This is a genomic window from Sulfidibacter corallicola, from assembly GCF_017498545.1.
Classification (GTDB): domain Bacteria; phylum Acidobacteriota; class Holophagae; order Acanthopleuribacterales; family Acanthopleuribacteraceae; genus Sulfidibacter; species Sulfidibacter corallicola.
On record NZ_CP071793.1, the window covers coordinates 7,860,324 to 7,877,392 of the forward strand.

Genomic DNA, 17,069 nt, shown 5'->3' on the forward strand with positions numbered 1-17,069 from the left:
ACCTCACCGGAATTCACGCCAACTCCGGGAGCCCTTCGCGGAACCGTGTCAGCGAGGCCCGAAATTACCGCCCCACCAGGTCCTCCGCGAAATGGTCGAGGAACTGGTGGTACACCCTGTCGAATACCCGTTCCAGGCCCGCGTTGGTGCCCCGCATCTGGTTGACCACGCCGGCCGCCCACTCGAAATAGTTGCGGCAGCGCCCCGGTGTCCATCTCACCGGTGTGCTGCGTGCGATGTCGCGCAGGTTGCTGATCTTGTCGCCGAGCTTGATCAGCTTGGCGCCGTGACTGATCTCGGCGGCCTTGGCCAGTTGGGCCGCTTTGCGCTCGTGACGGGAGAGGCTGGTATCGTCGGTGACCTCTTCCACGTACCGCGCCACCGCATGCCCGAACGCCAGCTTGATCTCGTCCATCGTCGTGTCGGTGTCCTCCACCGTGTCGTGCAGGATGGCGGCGGTCAACACGTCGATGTCGTGAACCTCGCCCTCGAACCACAGGATGTGGGCCACGTCGAGGGGATGGTTGATGTACGGGGTGCCACGGGGGTCCTTGCGGCGCTGATCGCGATGCTTGTGTGCGGCAAAGTGCATCGCTTGCAGTAATTTGCCCGAAATCATGATGTCTGCGGCGGTGTGCATAGCTGTTTCCTGTCCGGTTGGAATCGTTGCCGTGTGGGGACGGATATGACCAAAAAGGCCGGAAGGCGGGATCTAAGAGAATCAGGCCGGGAAACGCTCTGCCTGTTCGCGCAGGATCAGGGAAGATCGGGTTGGGACACCGTCGACGCCCAGGGGAGGGGCGACGATGGATCTCGCGACGCTTTCTTTAGAACACCTATCGGACCTCGTTCCCCATTTCCCAAGAAATAATTTGGGGGGAACGCGCGCCGGTGTGGGCGCGATCACCCACGCCGGCGACACGCTGGAACCGAGGTGGTCAGCGTGCACTGCCACCGATGTCACGGCGATAATGCTTGCCGTCGAACTTGACTTCCTCGACCTGGCGATAGGCCTTGGTGCGCGCGGTTTCCAGATCTTCGCCCCAGGCCGTGACACCCATGACGCGACCGCCCGCGGTTTCCAGGGTACCGTCCTGGCAGCGCTTGGTTCCGGCGTGGAAGATCTTGGTGTCCATGGCGGGGGCCAGCCCCGAGATGGTGTCGCCCTTGCGCGGTGACACCGGGTAACCCTCGGCCGCCAGGACCACACAGGCCGCCGAATCGTCGCGCCAGCCGTGCGGCCGGCTGGTGTCCAGTTTGCCGCGGGCCGCCTCGTGGAGTACCGGCAACAGGTCGAAATCCAGCAGCGGCATGATCACCTGGGTTTCGGGGTCGCCGAAGCGGACGTTGAATTCCAGCACCTTGGGCCCGTTCCAGGTCAACATCAAGCCGGCGAAGAGCACGCCCCGGAACGGGTGACCCTGGTCGCGCAGGTAGTTCAGGACGGGGATGCACACGTCGTTCTGAATGGTGTCGGCCAGCTCCGGCGTGACCAACGGGCTGGGGGCATAGGTGCCCATGCCGCCCGTGTTGGGGCCTTTGCCGTCCTCGTAGAGGGTTTTGTGATCCTGGGCGGAAATGAGCGGCAGGAAGCGTTCGCCGTCGCTGATCAGGTGGAAGGACACTTCGGTGCCGGTCAGGAACTCTTCGATGACGACCGAGTCGCCGGCCTTGCCGAATCGCTTGTCGGCCATGGCTTCCTGCAGGGCCGCCTGGGTTTGCGCCAGGTCCTGACAGATGGTGACGCCCTTGCCGCCGGCCAGGCCGTCGGCCTTGACCACCAGCGGATGGGGCTGCGATTCCGCGTAGGCGAGGGCCTCTTCCAAATCCTCGAAGGCGCGGTAGGTGGCGGTGGGCACCCCGGTCGCCTCCATGACTTCCTTGGCGAAGGTCTTGGAGCCCTCCAGACGGGCGGCGGCCTGATCGGGTCCGAAACAGGGGACGCCGATCGAATTGAGCTTGTCGGCCAAGCCATCGACCAAGGGCTGCTCGGGGCCGACGATCACCAAATGGATGCCTTCTTCGGCGGCGAACGCGGTGATCTCGGCGTGATTGGAAAGCTTGAGGTTGGTACCCAGTTCGGCGGTGCCGGGGTTACCTGGCGCGAAGTAGAGACGCGGAAGGGTGGGAGACTGTGAGAGTTTCCAGCCGAGTGCATGCTCGCGACCGCCGGAACCGATAATCAAAACCTTCATGTGAACCCTCTGGTTAGCTGTATCGCGACCGAGACCGCCTGTGTCGACCCCGGTCGCCAATTCGTGTTTCGATGAAGTGTGCCGGAACCGGGCCCGGCCCAGAGCCGGACCGCGGGACTCGTGCGCGTCAGGTCAATTCGATGCCCATGGCCAGCCCGTTGCCGCCGCCCATGCAGAGCGACGCCACGCCGCGCTCGAGGTCGTGCTGCTTGAGGGCGTAGATCAGGGTGGTCAGGATGCGCGCGCCGGATGCACCGATCGGGTGACCCAACGCCACGGCGCCGCCGTGCACGTTCACCTTGGCCTGGTCCACCTTCAATTCCTTGGTGACCGCGCAGGCCTGAACGGCGAAGGCCTCGTTGAACTCGAAGAGATCCACGTCCTCGGGGGTCCAGCCGGTCTTTTCGAAGAGCTTGGAGGTGGCGGGCACCGGCGTCATCATGACCCATTCGGGGGCCAGGCCGGCGGTGGTGTAGGCGGCGATGCGGGCCAGGGGCTTCAGGCCCAGTTCCTGTGCCTTTTCGGCCGACATGACGACCACGGCGCTGGCGCCGTCGTTGATGCTGGAGGCGTTGCCTGCCGTGACGCTGCCGCCCTTCTTGAACGCCGCGCGCATTTTGGCAAGGCCTTCATAGCTGCTCTTGGGTCGCGGCGATTCGTCCTGGTCGACCACGATCGGATCGCCTTTGCGTTGGGGCACTTCCACCGGTACGATCTCTTCCTTGAAGCGACCGGCCTCCATCGCCGCCACGGCCTTCTGCTGCGAGGCCAACGCGTATTCGTCCATCTGCTCGCGGCTGACCTCGTACTTGTCGGCGACCAGCTCGCCGGTCATGCCCATGTGGAAATCGTTGTAGATGTCCCAAAGCCCGTCGTTGATCATCGAATCGACCACCTGCTGGTGACCCATGCGCATGCCGGCACGCGCTTTGGGCAACAGGTAGGGCGCGTTGGTCATGGATTCCATGCCGCCGGCGACGGCCACGTCGTAGTCGCCGGCCTTGATGGCCTGGGCGGCCAGCATGATGGCCTTGAGGCCCGAACCACAGACCTTGTTGATCGTGAACGCGCCCACGGACTCGGGGATGCCGGCGTGGATCAGCACCTGGCGGGCGGGGTTCTGGCCCAGTCCCGCGGGCAGCACGTTGCCCATGATGACTTCTTCCACGACTTCCGGCTTGATGCCGGCGCGTTCCATGGCGGCCTTGACGGCGACCGTGCCCAACTGCACGGCGCTCAACCCGCTGAAGGCGCCTTGAAAGGAACCGATCGGGGTGCGTACGGCACTGACGATAACGACTTCTCTGGTCATGACAAACTCCTGGTAATCGACTTGGTAGTAATGGGGTTCTCGAAACTTCGCAAAAGGGCGTTGGCCGGCGCCGCGCGATGAGGGCGCGGTTTCGGCGAGGTCGGCACCGGTCGCGCAGGGGACCGAGCCCGTGGCCCGCCCGCCTGGCGGGGCGAACCTCAGCGCACTTGTTTTTCGATGGTGGCTTGATCGTTGAGGTAGGGACGCAGCGCGTCGGGCACGCGAATGCGTCCGTCCGCCATTTGGTAGTTCTCCAGAATGGCAACCAGCGTGCGGCCCACCGCAAGCCCGCTGCCGTTGAGGGTATGGACGAAGCCCTTGCCCGATGCGCCCTTGTAGCGAATCTTGGCGCGCCGGGCTTGGAAATCTTTGAAGTTGCTACAGCTCGAGATTTCGCGGTACTTGCCCTGGCCGGGCAGCCACACCTCCAGGTCGTAGCACTTGGACGCCGCGAAACTGATGTCGCCCGAGCACAGCGCCATGACCCGGTAGGGCAGTGCCAAACGGCGCAGGATTTCCTCGGCGTCGTCGCGCAGGCCCTCCAGCTCGGCGTCGCTGCGGTCCGGGTGGACGAACTTGACCATTTCGACCTTGTTGAACTGGTGCTGGCGGATCAGGCCGCGGGTATCCTTCCCGTAGGAGCCGGCCTCGGATCGGAAGCACGGCGTAAACGCCTGGTAGTGAAAAGGTAATTCTTCTTCTTTGAGCATTTCGTCGCGGTGCAGGTTGGTCACCGGAACTTCCGCCGTGGGAATCAAGTAATAGTGGGTCCCGGCCAACTGAAAGACGTCCTCTTTCATCTTGGGGAATTGACCCGTGCCGAACATGCTGTCGTCGTTGACGATGAAGGGGGGCATCACTTCGAAGTAGCCCTGCTCGGCGTGGACGTCGCACATGAAATTGATGAGGGCGCGTTCCAGGCGGGCGCCGTCGCCGCGGAGGACGGTGAAGCGCGCACCGGTCACCTTGGTGGCGCGCTCGAAATCCAGGATACCCAGGGCGGTACCCAGGTCCACGTGATCCTTGGGTTCGAAATCGAAGCGGGTGGGTTCCCCGTGTTGGGAGATCTCGACGTTGTCGTCCTCGCCGGCACCGATCGGGGTCTGGGGATCGAGCATGTTGGGAATGCGGGCGAGCAGGGCGTTCAGCTCCTCGACGACCTCGGCCAGTTCCGCATCCATCTCCTTGATGCGCTCGCCGATGCGGCCGACTTCTTCCTTGATCGGACCCGGATCCTCGCCGGCCTTCATCATGCGGCCGATGTCCTTGGACTTGTTCTTGCGGTCGGCCTTGAGTTGATCGGCTTCGGTGATCAGGTCGCGGCGTTTCTGATCCAACGCATTGAATGCGGAGAGATCCAGCTCGTTGTGGCGCGCCTCGAGCATAGCCTGAACGGCTTCAAAGTCATCGCGCAGCAATTTGACGTCGAGCATGTATTTGGTCCTCTGGTTCCTAGATTTACGGCGATCGAAGCGGCAACTTCGGCGCGTCGCACCCGTGCGGTGCGGCTCCCGCGTCGCGGAGGTGCCGGCCTGAATCGCGGGGACGTACCCCGGTTTGCCCATAGCATAGCCTTCCCGCGCGTGCATTCCAAGCGGTTGCTGGCCGGGTTTTCGGGGGCGGGGTTTTCCCGCGGGTTTTTTGCCGCGATGTGCGGCGACGCTCACATCAGGACCCGTTGGCGCTGGCCTTGCCAATTGCCCTTGCTGGTGCGGAAACAGCCGGCGATGGCGTGGCCGCACAGGCCGCAGGTACCGCCGTCGCCGATGCGGTAGACGCCGAGCTGATACCAGTCGCGTTCGATGACCACCTCGCCGCAACCGGGACAGTAGGTACTGCCGGCGCGCCAGTTGTGGACGTTGCCCACATAGGCGTAGTGGATGCCTTTCGACAACGCGATGTCGCGAGCGCGCAACAGGGTTTCGGCCGGGGTGCGCGACTTGTCGAGCATGCGGAAGTCGGGGTGGAAGGCGGTGAAGTGCAGCGGGACGTCGAGGCCCAGGTTCTCGACGACCCACTCGCTCAACTTGTGGAGTTCCTCGTCGCTGTCGTTCTCGCCGGGGATCAGCAGGGTGGTGATTTCGAACCAGACGTCGGTTTCGTGTTTCAGGTATTTCAGCGTTTCCAGCACCGGTTCCAGCGCGCCGAAACAGATCTTCTTGTAGAACTGCTGGCTGAAGGCCTTGAGGTCGATGTTGGCCGCATCGATGTAGCGATAGAAATCGGTGCGGGCGGCTTCGGTAATGTACCCGGCGCTGACGACCACCGTCTTGACACCGGCCTCGCGACAGGCCTGGGCGGTGTCGATGGCGTATTCGGCGAAAATGACGGGATCGTTGTAGGTGAAGGCCACCGATTCGCAACCGGCGTCGAGTGCGGCCTCGGCGATGCCGCGCGGGGTGGCGCGGCTGGCCAGTTTATCCATCGACCTGGATTTACTGATGTCCCAGTTCTGGCAGAATTTGCAACCGAGATTGCAGCCGGCGGTCCCGAACGAGAGGATCGAGGTGCCGGGATAGAAGTGGTTGAGCGGCTTCTTTTCGATGGGATCGGCGCAAAAGCCGCTGCTGCGGCCGTAGGTCGTCAGGACCATGGCGCCATCGACGTTCTTGCGCACGTAGCAGAAACCCCGTTGACCCGGTTTGATGCGGCAATACCGTGGACATAGGTCGCATTGGATGCGACCGTCGTTCAGGGTCGACCAGTAGCGTCCCGGGAACAGGCTGTCACCCTGCGCGTCGACGGGAATGGGGGGTTGGTCGCGATGGGTCATGGTCCCTCCCGAGTCGACACGCCGAGGTCCTCTCCTTCAATGTATTTGTCCACGACGAACTTCTCGATTTCGATCGGTTCGTCGGGACCGATCCGGGCCTTGCGGCGCGTGATCGCCAGTTGGTAGGCGACGGTGTCCACGCCTTCGATGTCGGGCAGCAACACGCCGCGCCGCGCGCCGCTGCGCACCACCACGCCGTAGCGTCGTGGATCCAGCTCCTCCAGGCTCTGCACCGGTTGGGGCGGTTGCAGGACACTGACCTCGATGGTCAGTTCGGCCAGTTCGGGGGCGGTCACCGCCGGGAAGCGCGGGTCCTTGGTGCCGGCCGAAATGGCGTTGGAGACGATTTCGTCGCCCAAGTCGAAATAACGCGGCTCGATGGTGCCGATGCAGCCGCGTAGTTCGCCGTGCGCGTCGTGCAGGGTCACGAAACAACCGGCCTGGAAACCCGCCTTGTGATGCGGTTCGATGCGGTTGCCGTCGCTCAGGTACTCGGTGAGCGCCTGGCGGGCCAAGGTACAGAATTCACTCATGTCATCCGCTCCACCGTGGCTGGGCCGCTGAATCTCATCACGGAATAGCCCACCCCGAAGGGACCCTCATACGAGTAGAAATGGTGGTTGTTGGCGTCGTAACCGGTGGCGGCCCAGGCGATCATGCAGGACTCGAGCACGTCCTGTTTGGCCTCGATCTGGAGATTGACGTGAATGTCGCGCGCCTTTCGGTAATCCGCATCCTTGATGGCGGCCACGAAGGCGTCGTCGAATTCCTGGCCGTGTTTGCTGTAGCCACAGGGCGCGTCCGGCTTGAGGCAGTGGCTCATGTCCCCGCTGGCGACCAGGGCCGTGCGCCTGTCGTCCGTGCAGGCGGCTGCGATCGCCTTGCCGATGCGGTCCAATTCGCCGTTGGCGCTCCAAGGCAGGCTGATCACCGCGGTGGGGCCGTTCCAGCCGGCTTCCACCAAAAAGTGGAGCGGAACCAGGGCGCCGTGGTCGAGAGGTTCCATTTCCAGATCGGTGATGTCGTGATAGTGGCCGCGGAAGGCCTTCATCCAGGTCACGTCGTTGTGGAGGCGGACCCGGCATCCGGCTGCGCTGAAGCGGCTGAAATCGCCGTCGATCTGGGAACCGAACCAGGAGGAGATCCCGTTGTGGGGACGGGGCGTATGGGGGGAGATGACGACGATGCGATCGGGTGTGGCGGCCAGGCAATCGGCGCTCCAACGACGCATGCTGTCGATGGTGGGGGCCACTTCTTCACAGCGCCATTTGCCGACTGCATCGACGATCACCGGGGGATGGGGTGCGAGTCCGCACCAAACAATGGCCATGGCAACTCCTTTGCGATAGCCGGGGCGGCACGGACTGCGCCGTGGGCCGACCTCGGAACGCAGACGATGATAGAAAAGATGCTACATCCAACCTAGCAGGAAAGCGGAGCCGAGGCAATTGGTGCTTGGTGGGCCGACCTGTGAGGAATCGATCAAATGTCGATGGGCCGTCCTCGCAGTGTTTGGCAACTTCGCCCGCATGTGTGACAATGACTTTTTCGTGTAAGCGATAGGTTTTTGCGCCTGGAGCCGGTGTTCGGACGACGAACTGCCCGCGCGAATCAGGGTTGTCTCGCCGGACCGCGTTCCGCAGGGTCCGCCTCGCGACGTGCCCGCTTCCGCGTGTCGTCCGTGCCGTTTGGTCGGCTCGAGGATCCTGGTCGAGGCCGGGCCGATCCGCGACCGACCCCGCGCCGGGATGGGTCGCGGTTGTACCTCTTACCGGCCCGCTGGCATGCCCGTCGATCGATCCGAACGGGAGCCGGGCTCCGGCCCGGATGTCGAACCCCGAATTCATGAACAAATGTCGAGAGGTCGTTGTGAACCATACCCAGTTTTCCCAAGAAGATTTCGCTCAGATCGAGAAAAAAGGCCACAAGTTCGAATTGATTCGCCAGCAACTCGCGATGTTCGAGAAAGGCGTCCCTTTTCTTCAATTGAATCGCGCCTGCACCGTGGGTGACGGCATCGTTCAGGTTCCCCCAGCCCAGCACGCGGCGTTGTCCGCCCTGGCCGACGAGGCCCAAAGCGCCGGACGGGCCACCAAGTTCGTGCCCGCTTCCGGTGCCGCATCGCGCATGTTCAAGGCGTTGCACGCGGCCAAGGAGGCCCTGGAGGCCGGCAACCCGGTCGAGGACGGCGCGTTCGGCACCTTCATCGACAATCTCCACCGTTTCGCCTTCTATCCCGAACTGTCCGAGCGGCTCGCCGAACGCGGCGTGACCTTGGCCCAGCCGGTGGCAGCGGCGCACCACCTGCCCGTCCTGCAAACCCTGCTGGACGGCGACGCGATGAATTACGGGAACCTGCCCAAGGGCCTGCTTCAGTTCCACAAGGAAGGGGACCGGGTGCGCACCTCCGTCGAGGAGCATTTCGTCGAGGCCGGCGCCTATGGTGTCGACGCCGAGGGGATCGCGCGGCTGCACTTCACCGTGTCGCCGGAGCATTTCGAGGCGTTCCAGGACCTGGTCGACGAGAAGCGCGACGATTACGAGCGAGAGGGCCTCAAGCTGGAGATCGGGTACAGTTTCCAGAAGCCGGCGACCGACACGATCGCCGTGGACCTGGAGAACATCCCGTTTCGCGAGGAATCCGGCCAGCTCCTGTTCCGGCCCGGGGGCCACGGTGCGTTGATCGAGAACCTCAACGACCTGGATGGCGACATCCTCTTCGTCAAGAACATCGACAACGTGGTGCCCGACCGTCTCAAGGACACGACGATTCTCTACAAGAAGATATTGGCCGGGCACCTGATGCGGGTGCAGCGGGCCCTGTTCGCCCACCTGAACTGGTTGGACGAAAACGAGTTGAACCCACAGAAGCGCGACGAACTGTTCGACTTCGCGGCCGTGGAGTTGGGCTACATCGCACCCGAGGCGGCGCGCGGTTTGGACGACAAGGAAGCGCACGACTACCTTCATCGCCTGCTGAACCGACCGCTGCGCGTGTGCGGCATGGTCAAGAACGAGGGCGAGCCGGGCGGCGGACCCTTTTGGGTAACCGGCAAGGACGGTGCCCAGAGCGTGCAAATCGTGGAGTCGTCGCAGATCGACCGCCACGACGCCGCACAGGCGGGCATCCTCGCCTCCAGCACCCACTTCAATCCCGTCGATTTGGTGTGCGCGGTTCGCGACTATCGCGGCAACCGTTTCAACCTGCCGGACTACGTGGACGACGAGGCGTGTTTTATCTCCGAAAAGTCGAAAAGCGGTAAATCACTCAAAGCTTTGGAGTTGCCAGGACTTTGGAACGGCGCCATGGCCAACTGGAACACCGTGTTCGTGGAAGTGCCGTTGATCACGTTCAACCCGGTCAAGACCGTCAACGATCTGTTGCGGGACGCCCATCAGCCCGGCAACTGAGGGATCCGATTTCAACCGAAGGGCGGGTGGGGCTTCGAGGCGAAGCCTGCGCGCCCTTCGCGCGACGCGCAACGGGATCGACCGCTTACGATAAAACGGTGTTCACGCCGTGATTTCGATGGAAAACACCCGCGGTCCCCGCTGATCGGGATAGAATACGACCCATTGGTGCATGTCTAGATGGCGCCCTAGAGGACGGACCACTTCGGTCGCCTCGATTTTTCCGTTTCCGGATGGGCACGAGATCCAAATCCCATCTCTGGAGTCGACCCGCATTGACATCCATCGCATTGCCCGACGACAAGGAAGCGAGTCTGTGGCTGGAGCAGATCGCCAAGAAACTGGGGGCGGGCCTGCCCCGCAAGTTCCCCCTGTTCCAGCGAATCAACAATCATCTGCACGCCCCGGCCTGGCTGGGTCAGGGCAGTGACGACCCGCTGACGCTGATCTACCATCACCAGGTCGATGTGTTCGAGCGGGGCCGTCTGGTTTGGGGCAACCTGGTACAGGCCCACAGTTTGTTGTTCAGCCCGGGCGGCGGCAATCATCCGATGGTGGTGGTGTACCAACTGGATCCGCCGGTGTTGCAGACGTTCGCGCGCGGGTTGCGGGTGGCCGAGACCTTGTTCGAGTTGCGCCGCCGCCAGGTGGATCATCCGGCCGGAGCGAGGCTTGCCGACATGCTGAACGACGAGCATCGGCATTATTTCCAGGTGACCGTGCCGGCCTCGGTGTTGCCGAGCCCGGATGCGGGCCGCCAATTCGCCTGTTCCACCCTCGTGTTGCACCGCGAGCACCTGCCGGTCGGGTATTTGGTGGTCAATTGGTTCCCGTTGTTGATCCAGACCCATCGACCCTTCGCGGGGGTCGTCGTCCCGCACTGGTATTGGCCGGACGCGATGGTCGAGCGGTGGTACCAAACCGACGAGGCCCATTTCCACGAAGCGGACGCTTGACCCTCCGAACCAACCCCGCCCGGAGTGCCCGAAAGCCGAGAGATTCGTCGTGCCCGGTAGGTTCATCAGGGGCGGTAAGCCCGCCGGCTGAACTCGCCGAAGTGACTCAGCCGAGGAGTTCCCGCATGCTTTGAGAGTCGGCGCGGCAGTAGGTTGGTCAGGGGCGGTAAGCCGGCCCGGCCGACATTTCGAAGCGACTCAGGCTTCGCAAGATCAAGTGGTAAAAGAGCGAAAGATTCGTCGTGCCCGGTAGGTTCATCAGGGGCGGTAAGCCCGCCGGCTGAACTTTTCGAAGCGACTTAGCCGAGGAGTTCCCGCATGCTTTGAGAGTCGGCGCGGCAGTAGGTTGGCCGGCCCGGCCGACATTTCGAAGCGACTCAGGCTTCGCAAGATCAAGTGGTAAAAGAGCGAAGCGGATAAGTCGGTCGTCGAGATCTCTCGATGTTCGATTTTGATCTTTGCCAAGTTACTTCGATTGGTTGAGCAAGCTGCCATACCGGCCGTGCTCAACCTACAGGCTTTACGTCTCTTACGCGCATGCGGGCTCTCCGATTTGGCTCGCTTCGCGTTGTATCTTTCTCGAAATCGAGCGGGTTTGCCCGCCGGCGTGCGGCTCTTACTGATACAAACTATGTAAAATTCAAAGATAAAGATAAAAACCTAAAAAGGCGGATGTGCGGGGAGTTCGTCGAAAAGTGTCGGCCCGGCGCCCTGGGTGGGTACGGCCGGTATGGCCCGGCACCTACTGCCACGGCGCCCCTCTCGTGAATGCGGGAACTCCCTAGCGATTCGTTGGTGGCCGGTGTGCCGCTCCGTGATCTCCGCGAACTCTAATATGTAACAAGCTCTGTAAAGCTCGAAGGTAACGCTAAAAACATCTGTTGGAACAAGCTGCGTTTGGAGCGCCCGAATGCGGAGAGATTCGTCGTGCCAGGTAGGTTCATCCGCCGGATGAACTAGTCGAAGTAATCCAGGTGAGGAGTTCCAACCTATTTTCGAGGGTCGGCGCGATCCTAAGTCGGCTTCAAAATGTGCGCCGGGCCGGCGCACCTACCGGGCACGACGCCCCTTTCGTAGATGCGGGCACACCTATGCGATTCGCTTCGATTAGTTTCTGACCTGAAACCCGGGCCCCCGGCCTGGGCGGCGACTTTGTGGTGAAATTCCCACCCGCCCGCTGCGCCCCTGATTTTCAAGTTTACCCACCCGCCTTCACACCAAAAATATGCCCTTTCCGCTCGGAGTCTGGTTACCATGGAACCACAGGTTCTTTTCAAGGTTTCGGTTCGAGGTGCTTTTGAACCAGAGTGAGTCGTCCGCGGGTTGGCCTCGCGGCATCGGATACGTACGGAAAGTGCTGCTGCTTGCCGTCCTGTACTTTTCGGTCTCCTGGCTGGGCTTCCAATTCAGCTTCGCCCAGAACCGGGTCGTCCTGGTCTGGCCTGCCTGCGGCGTGGCGCTCGCCGGCCTGTACGGATTCGGGCGCGGCCTTTGGCCAGGTATCTGGATCGGCACCTTTGCCGCGGCCATGGTTCAGAGCGGGGCGCCCCTGTTCGCCGTGCTGGCCGGCGCCGGCAACAGCCTGGGCGCCGCGATCGGCGCGAGCTGGCTGCGCAGTCGACCCTTCCAACCCGAACTGGGCCGCGTGCGCGACGTGGTCTGCCTGTTCCTCGTGAGCCTGGTCAATGCAGCGGTCAACGGGATCTGTGGCAGCTTGTCGCTGTGGGGTTCGGGCATCATTGCCCGCGAAGGAGTGACCACCGCCCTGGGCGTCTGGTGGCTCGGCGATGCGATGGGCATCCTGATGACCGCGCCGGTGCTGCTGGTTTGGTGTTTTCAGCCGCTGCCGCCCTTCTCCTGGCGAAAGGCGGGGGAGGCCTTCCTGTTGGCCCTGTCCCTGGCCACCGCCGGCTGGTTGGTCTTTGGCGACGCGCGCTCCTGGTTGGTGACCCACACGCTCACCTACGCCATTTTTCCCTTTATCGTGTGGGCCGCGCTGCGCTTCGGCCAACGCGGCGTGGTGGTCGGCATGCTTTTCGGGATTTCCTTCGCCATCGACGGAACCGCTCGGGGTCTGGGACCTTTCGCCATGGATTCCATCCACCAGAGCATGATCCAGTTGGATGTCTATATTTTCGTGGTCTGTTTTATTTCCATGGTTTTGGCGGCTTTCCTGGCGGAGCACGAGCGCTTGGAGGACGAGATGCGCCTCGCGCTGCACCGGGCCGAACAGGCGACCCTCACCAAGAGCCGTTTCCTGGCCAATATGAGTCACGAGATCCGTACCCCGATCAACGGCATCCAGGGCATGGCCGAGCTTCTGTTGGGTTCCAACCTCAGCGCCAAGGCCGAGGACTACGTTCACACCATCGTGCGCTCCAGCCGCGAGCTGTTGACGGTGATCAACGACATTCTGGACTTCTCGAAAATGGAGGCCGGCAAGCTTGAATTCCAGCGGAAACCCTTTCTCGTCCCGCAATTGACCCAGGATCTGGTGCGGCTTTTGGAGTGGAAGGCGCGCGAAAAGGAAATCGAATTGATCACCCGGGTCGACGATGAGGTGCCGGAGGTCATCGTCGGTGATCCCGCCCGCCTGCGTCAGGCCCTGCTGAACCTGTTGAGCAACGCCGTCAAATTCACGGACCGCGGTTCGGTGCACTTCGAGGTGAGCCGGCTCGAGGCGTCCCCGGAACAGGCAGAACCAACGGCCAACCTATGCTTCCGCGTGAAGGATACGGGCATCGGCATCGCCGAAGAAAAACTGGAAAGCGTGTTCGATCCCTTCAGTCAGGGCGATCCCTCCATGTCCCGCAAGTACGGCGGCACCGGCCTGGGCCTGGTCATCACGCGCGAAATCGTCGAGCAGATGGGCGGGCAGATCGAGGTGGAGAGCGCGTTGGGGGTGGGATCGACATTCACTTTCGAGGTGCCGTTCGCGCTGCCTACCGAATCGGAAGCCCGCGATGCCAGGCCTGCTTCGGCAACCCGCAAAAAGCGAAGAGCCGTCGAACCGCGCGGCGTCCACGTGCTGTTGGTGGAGGACAATGCGATCAACCGCAGGGTGGCTGGTGAATTTTTGAGAATGGGCGGATTTTCATGGGACGAGGCGAGGAATGGAAAGGAAGCGGTGATGCGCTTCGGTCAGGCGAAATACGACCTGATTCTGATGGATTGCCAAATGCCGGAGATGGATGGGTTCGAGGCGACGAAGCAGATCCGCGCGATGGAGCAGGGCCGTTCCCATATTCCGATCGTGGCGTTGACGGCGAATGCGATGCCCGAAGATCGGGCGCAGTGCCTCGCTTCGGGGATGGATGACTTTTTGGCGAAACCGGTTCGCAGCGGCCAACTCTGGGAAATGATCGAAGCGCATCTCTGATGGGTGGAGGGGGATTTTCATAGAGACGGGGTGTTTGGGTTGGGTTCTTTTTCTACCACAGAGTCGCCGCCCAGGCCGGGGGCCCGGGTTTCAGGTGGGTAACTAATCGAAGCGAATCGTTTGGGAGTTCCCGCATTTGTGAGAGGGGCGTCGTTGCAGTAAGTTGGCCCGCCGGGCCGACATTTTTCGACGAACTCCCCGCACATCCGCCTTTTTAGGTTTTTATCTTTACCTTCGAGCTTTACAGAGTTTGTTACATAAAAGTCCACGGAGAGCGCAGAGAGAGAAAACGGATTTTCGTCCTGAGGCCGTTCCTCTTCCAGGCCGCGCGCCGAGTCCAAGATGAGACCGGAACATCGCGTAAGGTGACATTTGGAACCATCCCTATCCAATTTTCATCCAGAGATCATTTCTATTTGATCGATATAAAAACTATTTGTTTTCAGGTTGTTGTGCTTGGTATGTGGTTTGGCTAAAAACTACAGGAGCCATCTATCGGGGCGTTGTTTTCTCTGCGTTCTCTGTGACCTCTGGGGTGAATAAAAAAACGAAATTTTGATGACTATATGTCTGTGTTTGGATCGATGTTTGTAGTTGCTCGTTCGTGTTTTTTTTGAGCGGTTTGGGTCTTTTTTGTGGTGTTTGGTTTGTGAAGCGGGTGATGAGGTGGTCTTGGATTGGCGCTCATGGCTTGGTCAAGCCGGTGGCGGTGTGCCGGTGGGTCGAATCTCGGTAGAAGAAACGCCTTCCGTTGACCGATATTGGGAAAAGTTCCGGTTGATGAATTGGAAATGGAGTCAAGGAGTCAATTTTCCCATTGACACTCTTTGTGAATTGACGCTAGGATTCAAATTAACCTCAATATTTTTTGTTTCTTATTTACTAGATGGTTGCTTATCTCGTCTCTTTTCTGTTGTTAAAGGGGATTTATGCGTTGTCGCCCAGGTATTTTATTGGGTTTGGCTATATTTATGAGTGTTTGTACAACTGAAACCGAGGACGGCTCCGCGGCCTCCTCGGTTTCAGCTACCAACCTCGCTTATGCCTTTGACTTTAACGCACTTGAAACGTTGACACCCTTCACCGCGTTCGATCCCCTAATCCATTGCCAGTCTGAATTTACCGTCATTCTGTATTTTTCAGAACTTAGCTGCACGACCTGCACCGACGAGTCGCTCGTCTATCTTGCCGAGTGGCATGAGGCTTTGGCCGACAAGGTCGATTTTCTGCTGGTAGTCCAAGGGCAAGATCCACTTTATTTGAACAATCTCAGACGTTTGGGGCGTGTGAAGTATCCCATTCTGCTGGAATCGGAGCCCGGTATGCTGGGCCTGCCCGAAACGGCGGTGTTGTTGGTTCGCAAAGGTGCTTCCGAGCCGGTATGGGGGTTTCACCCGGTGCCTGGTGGCGAGAACCAACGCCATGCCGAGCGGTTCCTCGCGAGATTGCACGAATTGATTTAATTCCGGATCTTTTGGGTTTTCGGCGCCGAACCCGTCGCGTGCCTGTAGAAATGAGGAAAACATGTCTCTATTCCCATGCCTCCGCACGGTATGTGTGGTGCTGGCGGCCGTGTTGTCGATCGCTTGTGGGAACGGCGATCCCGTGGCCGCCCTGGTTCAGAACGTGCCCACCCGACCTTCCGCCGATGTACCCCGGGTACCCGGAACCAAGGTGTTCGAAGCGGTGCGGGCGGTCCCGGATGTGGATCCCGGCATCGATCATTTTATGGAAGTTGCCGGGGTGGTTCCCCTGGAAGTCACCGAAGAAGCGATCGTGGGCGAAGTCACCAGCCTGGTTTGGCTCGACGGTCATTGGTACCTCACCGACAAATTGCAGCAGAAAGTGTTTTGCTTCCGTCAGGACGGCCGTTTCGTCCGTGCCTTCGGCGGTTTGGGTCAGGGCCCGGGCGAGTTTCAATCGGTGCGCACCATTCGGGTCGCCTTCGACGACCACCTCGCCATTGCCGATCTCCAATTCGGCGCGATCCATTTGTTCCGACCCGACGGGACCTTCGTCCGTCGCGTCCAACCCCATATCGACGGCAAGGTATTCCTGAGCCGCATTCAGTTCGAATGGCCACGTGAGGACCTGTTGATCATGGCCCGGTTCGCGAGTGCCGACCCTGTCGCGCCGCTCCACGTGGCCCTCGATCCGGATGCGTCGTCGCCGCGAGTGCTGTTCGGGTTCGGCAGGCGCAATCCGGCCGCGACCGAAGCGCTGGCACGTGGCGTGGGCCTGAAGGCGTTCACGGCCTTCGCTCGGGTGGGCGACACCATCTGGTCCGGTTCGCCCTACGAGACCGTGGTTTCGGTTTTCGATCTGGACGGCTATTTTCACGCCGATTTGGGGACCGACATCGCGCGCAATCCCGAAACCATGCTCCAAGCCGAGGATGTGGAGGGGCTGGCCGACGTCACCGATCCCCGCGGCGAAACGGTGCGCAACCTGGTGCAAAAGGGTGCCAACCATATGATCCTGCCGGTGGACGATCGCGTTCTGGTCTGGCTGGGCGAGGCGTTCGATCTCTACGATCGAGCCGGTAACCTGATTCACGGCAATTTGAAAACCCACCGGATGATCCCCGTCGGGACCGGCGACGGTTTGCTCGTCACGCGGGTGCCGCCAGGGCTCACGATCGACGAAGCCGTTCGCCACTATGGCGGGGAAGCGATACGCAATCATCTGGAGACACATGAATATCCCGGCTACGACAATCCCTTTCTGGTGTTGTATCGGTTCCGGGAAGAGGCCTTCACCCAAACCCGGGAATCACTGGACCTGAACTAGTGCCCTCCCAGAAGTGGAAAGATCGTGACAGCCGTGTTGGTTCGTCTGGGTGGGCCCGGTATCGGCTCTCAGCCGTCAGGCCTCGGCAAGGTGCTTGTTTGTAGGTGGTTCGCTGGCACTTGATACCCGAAAGCCGATACCAGTCGTACTTGGGGACCCGTTGATTCGGAGGAGTCATTTCAAAATCCACAGTTCCTGGATGGGCAATGAACCAGGTCCGGGAATTCTTCCGCCATGTGCGGGAGGGAAGGGG

General features: G+C 61.2%; 13 protein-coding genes. 6 read left to right on the plus strand and 7 right to left on the minus strand.

Going from position 1 to position 17,069, the window contains the following annotated elements:
• Positions 1-64: 64 nt before the first annotated feature.
• From J3U87_RS24145 to J3U87_RS24175, 7 genes are all read right to left on the minus strand, one after another.
• On the minus strand, positions 65-640 hold the full coding sequence (locus J3U87_RS24145; protein WP_237378346.1) for an HD domain-containing protein: 576 nt from the start codon (positions 638-640) through the stop codon (positions 65-67).
• 298 nt (positions 641-938) lie between these two features.
• Positions 939-2,195 carry a phosphoribosylamine--glycine ligase gene (gene purD, locus J3U87_RS24150; protein ID WP_237378347.1) on the minus strand — a complete coding sequence of 419 codons (1,257 nt, stop codon included), beginning with the start codon at positions 2,193-2,195 and terminating at the stop codon, positions 939-941.
• Between the two features lie 127 nt (positions 2,196-2,322).
• A complete protein-coding gene (locus J3U87_RS24155) occupies positions 2,323-3,507 on the minus strand; it encodes an acetyl-CoA C-acetyltransferase (protein ID WP_237378348.1) in 1,185 nt (394 codons plus the stop codon).
• A gap of 158 nt (positions 3,508-3,665) precedes the next feature.
• On the minus strand, positions 3,666-4,940 hold the full coding sequence (serS, locus tag J3U87_RS24160; protein WP_237384534.1) for a serine--tRNA ligase: 1,275 nt from the start codon (positions 4,938-4,940) through the stop codon (positions 3,666-3,668).
• Between the two features lie 230 nt (positions 4,941-5,170).
• On the minus strand, positions 5,171-6,280 hold the full coding sequence (gene amrS, locus J3U87_RS24165) for an AmmeMemoRadiSam system radical SAM enzyme (protein WP_237378349.1): 1,110 nt from the start codon (positions 6,278-6,280) through the stop codon (positions 5,171-5,173).
• Positions 6,277-6,813 (minus strand): AmmeMemoRadiSam system protein A, encoded by a 537-nt coding sequence (gene amrA, locus J3U87_RS24170; protein ID WP_237378350.1) that lies wholly within the window; start codon positions 6,811-6,813, stop codon positions 6,277-6,279. The genes amrS and amrA overlap by 4 nt, the downstream gene beginning before the upstream one ends.
• A complete protein-coding gene (locus tag J3U87_RS24175; RefSeq protein ID WP_237378351.1) occupies positions 6,810-7,610 on the minus strand; it encodes a class III extradiol dioxygenase subunit B-like domain-containing protein in 801 nt (266 codons plus the stop codon). Before J3U87_RS24175 ends, amrA begins: the two co-directional genes overlap by 4 nt.
• A 539-nt stretch (positions 7,611-8,149) precedes the next feature.
• Here J3U87_RS24175 and J3U87_RS24180 point away from each other — a divergent pair.
• The 6 genes from J3U87_RS24180 to J3U87_RS24205 all read left to right on the plus strand — a co-directional run bounded on the left by J3U87_RS24180 (position 8,150) and on the right by J3U87_RS24205 (position 16,816).
• Positions 8,150-9,691: a DUF4301 family protein gene (locus tag J3U87_RS24180; protein ID WP_237378352.1), complete on the plus strand. Its 1,542-nt coding sequence runs from the start codon at positions 8,150-8,152 to the stop codon at positions 9,689-9,691.
• A gap of 275 nt (positions 9,692-9,966) precedes the next feature.
• Complete coding sequence (locus tag J3U87_RS24185; protein ID WP_237378353.1) at positions 9,967-10,647, plus strand: hypothetical protein; 681 nt, start codon at positions 9,967-9,969, stop codon at positions 10,645-10,647.
• Positions 10,648-11,944: 1,297 nt separating this feature from the next.
• Positions 11,945-14,026, plus strand: a complete 2,082-nt coding sequence (locus J3U87_RS24190) for an ATP-binding protein (protein ID WP_237378354.1) — start codon at positions 11,945-11,947, stop codon at positions 14,024-14,026.
• A gap of 594 nt (positions 14,027-14,620) precedes the next feature.
• Positions 14,621-15,001: a hypothetical protein gene (locus J3U87_RS24195; RefSeq protein WP_237378355.1), complete on the plus strand. Its 381-nt coding sequence runs from the start codon at positions 14,621-14,623 to the stop codon at positions 14,999-15,001.
• On the plus strand, positions 14,998-15,489 hold the full coding sequence (locus J3U87_RS24200; protein ID WP_237378356.1) for a hypothetical protein: 492 nt from the start codon (positions 14,998-15,000) through the stop codon (positions 15,487-15,489). The genes J3U87_RS24195 and J3U87_RS24200 overlap by 4 nt, the downstream gene beginning before the upstream one ends.
• 61 nt (positions 15,490-15,550) lie before the next feature.
• Positions 15,551-16,816: a 6-bladed beta-propeller gene (locus J3U87_RS24205; RefSeq protein WP_237378357.1), complete on the plus strand. Its 1,266-nt coding sequence runs from the start codon at positions 15,551-15,553 to the stop codon at positions 16,814-16,816.
• The last annotated feature ends 253 nt before the right edge of the window (positions 16,817-17,069 follow it).